Raw genomic sequence first — 5,094 nt, forward strand, 5'->3', positions numbered from 1 at the left:
GCCGGCGGACTCGGGTCCGCCGGCGGTTCTCTTCGTACGGGAGCCGGGTGAGTCGCCCGGCCCGGTATCAGACGCCGAGCACGGTCGGCACGATCATCGGCCGGCGGCGATAGGTCTCGGCGACCCAGCGGCCCACGATACGGCGGACCGCCTGCGCGATCCGGTGGGTATCGGTTATTCCCTCGCCGGCCAGTCGCAGCAGTTCGGCCTCGACCAGTTCGGCGGCCGCCGCCAAGGCGGTCGGGTCGTCGGAGAATCCGCGACCGCTCACCTCCGGCGGGCTCACCGCCTTGCCGGTGGTGACATCGACCGCCACGGTGATGGCGATGAACCCGCCCTCACCCAGCACCAGCCGGTCCGACAGGGTGGATTCGCCCACGTCGCCGACGGAGAGGCCGTCGACGTAGACGTGGCCGACCGGGACCCGGCCGACGATGGAGGCGATACCGTCGACGAGGTCCACCACCACCCCGTCCTCGGCGAGCACCACGCGGTCCTCGGGTACGCCGGTGGCGACCGCGAGGGCGGCGTTGGCGCGCAGATGCCGCCATTCTCCGTGGACGGGCATGGCGTTGGTCGGCCGGACCGCGTTGTACAGGTAGAGCAGTTCTCCGGCCGAGGCATGCCCGGAGACGTGCACCTTGGCGTTCTGCTGCGTGATCACCGTGGCGCCGAGCCGGGCAAGCCCGTTGACGACGGTGAACACCGAGTTCTCGTTACCCGGGATGAGCGAGGACGCCAGCACGACGAGATCGTCGGCGCGGATATGGATCTGGCGGTGATCGCCGCGTGCCATCCGCGACAGCGCCGACAGCGGTTCGCCCTGCGATCCGGTGGAGATGAGCACCAGCTTGTCGCCGGGCAGGGTGGCGGCCTGATCGAGATCGACCACCAGCCCGTCGGGCACCGTCAGATATCCCAGGTCCTGGGCGATCTGCATATTGCGCACCATGGACCGACCGACGAAGCACACCCGGCGCCCGTACTTCTGCGCCACATCCACGACCTGCTGGATCCGGTGCACATGACTGGCGAAGGAGGCGACGATGACCCGGTTGCGCGCCTTACCGATCACGGTGTCCAGGACGCCGCCGATCTCGCGTTCCGGGGTGACGAACCCGGGGACCTCGGCGTTGGTGGAGTCCACCAGGAACAGGTCCACGCCTTCGTCGCCGAGCCGGGAGAACCCGGCCAGATCGGTGAGGCGGCCGTCGAGTGGCAGCTGGTCGAGTTTGATGTCGCCGGTGTGCAGCACGGTCCCGGCGGGCGTGCGGATGGCCACCGCCAGCGCGTCCGGAATCGAGTGGTTGACCGCGAAGTACTCGCAATCGAAGGGGCCGTGTTCGGTGCGCTCCCCCTCGGTGACCTCGATCAGGCGTGGATGCAGCCGGTGTTCCCGGCATTTCGCGGCGACCAGCGCGAGCGTGAACTTCGAGCCCACCACCGGGATATCGGGACGCAGCCGCAGCAGGAACGGCACGGCGCCGATATGGTCCTCGTGGCCGTGGGTGAGCACGACCGCCGCCACATCGTCGATGCGGTCCTCGATCGGCCGGAAGTCCGGCAGGATCAGGTCCACGCCGGGTTGCTGGTCCTCGGGGAACAACACCCCGCAGTCGACGACGAGCAGCTTTCCACCGAACTCGAAAACCGTCATATTGCGGCCGATTTCGCCGATCCCGCCGAGCGCGAAAACGCGTAATCCGTGGCGGGGCAGTTTCGGGGGGAGCGGAAGCCGGTCCTGCGCCGCGGCCTCCGGGGTGGGCGCGGCGGCGGGGCGGGCGGAATCCGACCGGCCACGTCCGCCTTGGCGGCCGCGGCCGCGGCCGCGGCGGGGGCGGTCCTTGGCAGGACGGGTTTCGGTGGCGGCGGGGGTTTCCGCGGGCGTTTCCGGGACCGCGGCAGCGACGGCCTCGGCGGCCGGGACGCTCGCCGCCTCGACCGGAGGACTCACCGGTTCGGCCGGAGGACTCACCGGTTCGGCCGGCGAGGCGGGCGCCGCCTCGGTCCGGTCCGCGGGCGTGGGTTCCGGCTGCGGTGCGGGAGCGCCGGCGTCGCGGCGCGCGGTACGGCGGGGCCGGCGGGCGGCTGATTCGCTCATTCGAGGACCCCGGCGGCACGCAGGTCGGCGGCCAGATCCTCGAGCTGTTCGGGACTCGGCATCACCTGCGGCAACCGCGGTTCACCGCATTCCACACCGAGCAAGCGCAGACCTCCCTTGGTCATCGCGACCCCGCCGAGCCGGGCCATCGCGGCATTGAGCCACAGCAGACTCGTATTGATATCGCGGGCGCGCACCACATCACCGGCGGCGAAGGCGTCGACCATTTCCCGCAGCCGCTCGGGCACCAGATGCCCAATGACACTGATGAATCCGACCGCGCCCATCGCCAGCCACGGCAGGTTCAACATATCGTCGCCGGAATAGAAGGCGAGATCGGTTTCGGCGATGAGCGCCGCACCCGCGTTCAGATCGCCCTTGGCGTCTTTCACGGCGACGATGCGTGGATGTTCGGCGAGGCGCCGGATCGTATCGGAGGCGATCGGTACCACCGATCTGGGTGGAATGTCGTAGAGGGTCACCGGGAGATCGGTGGCATCGGCCACCGCCGTGAAGTGGGCGAACAGGCCCTCCTGGGTGGGCCGCGAGTAGTACGGGGTGACGACCAGCAGGCCGTGCGCGCCCGCGCGCTGGGCGTTGCGGGCCAGTTCGATGGAATGCGCGGTGTCGTAGGTTCCGGCGCCGGCGATCACGGTGGCCCGGTTGCCGACCGCGTCGACCACCGCGCGCAGCAGGTCCGCCTTCTCCGATTCGGTGGTGGTGGGCGATTCGCCGGTGGTACCGGAGATCGCGAGCAGGTCGACGCCGCGGTCGACCAGACGGTGTGCCAGGGCGACGCCGGTGTCTATGTCGAGCTTGCCCTCGGCGCTGAAGGGGGTCACCATCGCGACACCTACTGTGCCGGACGCGCTCGAGACCGGAGGCATCGATTCACCGTTCGTCATGGTCAGAAAGGCTACCCGGTCACCGGGCGTGCCTCGACACCCTCGTCTGTGTTCTCCGCCGCCGGAGCGGGGCCCAGGCGTCATGTTCGCATCATATTTGCTGTCAAGAATTTCTTGAAAGACGTCAATTCTGACGCCACACTGATGTCATGGACCTCAACCGCTATACCGACCGGATCCGCGCCGACCTGGTGGCCGCCGCGGCTCTCGGCGACGAGAAAACGCAGGCCACGGCCGAAGCCCTCGCGACCGCCGTGGAGAACTCCGCCCGTCTGGCGCTGCTGTCGGCGCTCACCGAGCTGGCCGATACCGTCACCGCGGAACTCGGCGACCGCACCGTGCGTGTCTCACTGCACGGGACGGAAGCGACCGTCGACGTGGGCCGGGCCGCCACCGGCGACACCCCCAGTTTCGAGGAGATGACCGGTGATATCAGCCGCGTCACCCTGCGACTGGTCGAACAGGTCAAATCCCGCGCGGAGGAGGCCGCGGCACAGAGCGGGCAATCGCTGAACTCGTGGATGTCGAGTGTCGTCTCCGGGGCGCTGCGCGACCAGATGCGGGGCGGCTACGGCGCACCCCGCCGCGATACGCCGCCCCACCGTGACAGCACCGGCGAGCGCGACGACACCCTCTGAGCCCGGCGCCGGTTCAGGCCGATACGGACACCGCACCGGCCGCCGAGACCTCGGTGCGCCGGTCGCCCGCCGCGCCGGTCGACAGCAGGGTCGCGAGGTTGCGCCGGCCCGGGGGTAGTACCCGTACGGTGACCGATCCTTCCCCGGCACCGTCCAATTCGTCGATCGCGAGCCGCACCACCTGCTCTCGAAGCCCGGCGGGGGCCTCGGCGAAACCACCGTCGTCGAGCAGGAGCACCTCGACACCGCGGGAGCGGGCCCTGCGCGCGGCGCTGCTGAGCTGATCGGTGCTCAACTGCGGCGCCCGCAGATAGTCACGCAACCCGGCCTCCAGCAACCGGCACTCCTCGCGCTCGCCGGGGGTCAGTTCCACGCCGCGCGCGATCCGTTCCAGCATCGGGCGGGCGACCGCGTCCAGCCGCGCCAGCTGGCGAATCCGTTCGGAATACTGCGCGGTCATGGCGGCCTCCGCGGCCGCGCGCCGGGCCGCCTCGGAGTGCAGCAATCGCAGCGATCGCTGGGTGGGCCGCAGGATCAGGACACAGATCGAGGTTCCCACCGGCGTGGACAGCGTGATGATCAGCACGGTCAGCGAGTCCGCCGTGCCGCCCATCCCGCCTTCGGCGATCGCGACGGTGATGACCACGGCGACGGCGACGGCCCCGGCCCACGCGCAGCCGATCCGGCCGCGCAACACCAGCACACCGAGCAGAAAAGAGGACGCGAACACCGCCCACGGCTGCGGCCGTACGCCGTCGGCGGCCCCGAAATGGGTCAGCGCCACCGCGCAGGGGCCGGCCGCGCATACCGCGGCGGTCGCCGGCCACGGCAGCGGGTCCCCGGGTGCCAGTACCAGGATCACACCGGCACCCACCATCAGTGCGCAGGCGAGAGCCGCCTGCGCCACCGGCACGTGGGCGGAGACGAACGGCGGAATCATATGGAGTCCGAGGGCGGTGGTGAGCCCGGCCAGGAAGACCCATCCGCCCCGGCCGCGCATTCCGAGCAGGGTGCGGAGTTCGGTATCGCCGTTCGTCTCAGTCATTGCCACCCCTCACCGGAACTTCCCCACACCAGGGTGACCGTGGTGCCCTGTCCGGGCGCCGATTCCACGAACGCGGCGCCACCGGGTAGCTGACGCATCCGGCCCACGATGCTCACCGCGATACCGAGCCGGTCGGCCGGCACAGCGCTGCGGTCGAACCCCGCCCCGTCGTCGCGCATCACCACACGCAGCCCGCCCGCGCCGACGGTGACGGTCACCGTCCGCCGCACGGGCCGGCTCCCGGCCGCGGCGTGACGCACACTGTTGCGGACGGCCTCGGTCAGCGCCGCGGCGAGGGTGCCCGCGGTCTCCACCGGCAACCGCACGTCACCGGCGTAACCGTCCCGAAGCGCCCGGAACTCGATTCCCTCGTCGAGTTCGTGGACCGTCGAACGCAGGAATCCA

5 protein-coding genes are annotated in these 5,094 nt (G+C 70.4%); 1 reads left to right on the plus strand and 4 read right to left on the minus strand.

From position 1 onward, the window contains the following. Window positions 1–67: 67 nt before the first annotated feature. The gene (locus tag ACWDU1_RS29345; RefSeq protein ID WP_450003416.1) at window positions 68–2,101 is read right to left on the minus strand and encodes an RNase J family beta-CASP ribonuclease; all 2,034 of its coding nucleotides are present in this window, start codon (window positions 2,099–2,101) and stop codon (window positions 68–70) included. Next, window positions 2,098–3,006, minus strand: a complete 909-nt coding sequence (dapA, locus tag ACWDU1_RS29350) for a 4-hydroxy-tetrahydrodipicolinate synthase (protein ID WP_450003418.1) — start codon at window positions 3,004–3,006, stop codon at window positions 2,098–2,100. The genes ACWDU1_RS29345 and dapA overlap by 4 nt, the downstream gene beginning before the upstream one ends. Before the next feature lie 149 nt (window positions 3,007–3,155). Here dapA and ACWDU1_RS29355 point away from each other — a divergent pair, with 149 nt between their 5' ends. Next, on the plus strand, window positions 3,156–3,644 hold the full coding sequence (locus ACWDU1_RS29355) for a hypothetical protein (protein WP_450003420.1): 489 nt from the start codon (window positions 3,156–3,158) through the stop codon (window positions 3,642–3,644). A gap of 13 nt (window positions 3,645–3,657) precedes the next feature. Here the strand turns inward: ACWDU1_RS29355 and ACWDU1_RS29360 are convergent, their stop codons facing one another. Both ACWDU1_RS29360 and ACWDU1_RS29365 read right to left on the minus strand, forming a co-directional pair. Beyond that, window positions 3,658–4,689, minus strand: coding sequence for a hypothetical protein (locus ACWDU1_RS29360; protein ID WP_450003422.1), 1,032 nt, complete (start codon window positions 4,687–4,689; stop codon window positions 3,658–3,660). After that, a partial coding sequence (locus ACWDU1_RS29365) for a sensor histidine kinase (RefSeq protein WP_450003423.1) occupies window positions 4,686–5,094 on the minus strand: 409 nt, incomplete at its 5' end. The genes ACWDU1_RS29365 and ACWDU1_RS29360, both read right to left, overlap by 4 nt.

This window comes from Nocardia sp. NPDC003345, assembly GCF_053589395.1.

Excerpts from the sequence above, each read along its gene's own strand:
- ACWDU1_RS29345 (WP_450003416.1), bottom strand. The coding sequence starts at position 2,101 with ATGAGCGAATCAGCCGCCCGCCGGCCCCGCCGTACCGCGCGCCGCGAC.
- dapA (WP_450003418.1), bottom strand. The coding sequence starts at position 3,006 with ATGACGAACGGTGAATCGATGCCTCCGGTCTCGAGCGCGTCCGGCACA.
- ACWDU1_RS29355 (WP_450003420.1), top strand. The coding sequence starts at position 3,156 with ATGGACCTCAACCGCTATACCGACCGGATCCGCGCCGACCTGGTGGCC.
- ACWDU1_RS29360 (WP_450003422.1), bottom strand. The coding sequence starts at position 4,689 with ATGACTGAGACGAACGGCGATACCGAACTCCGCACCCTGCTCGGAATG.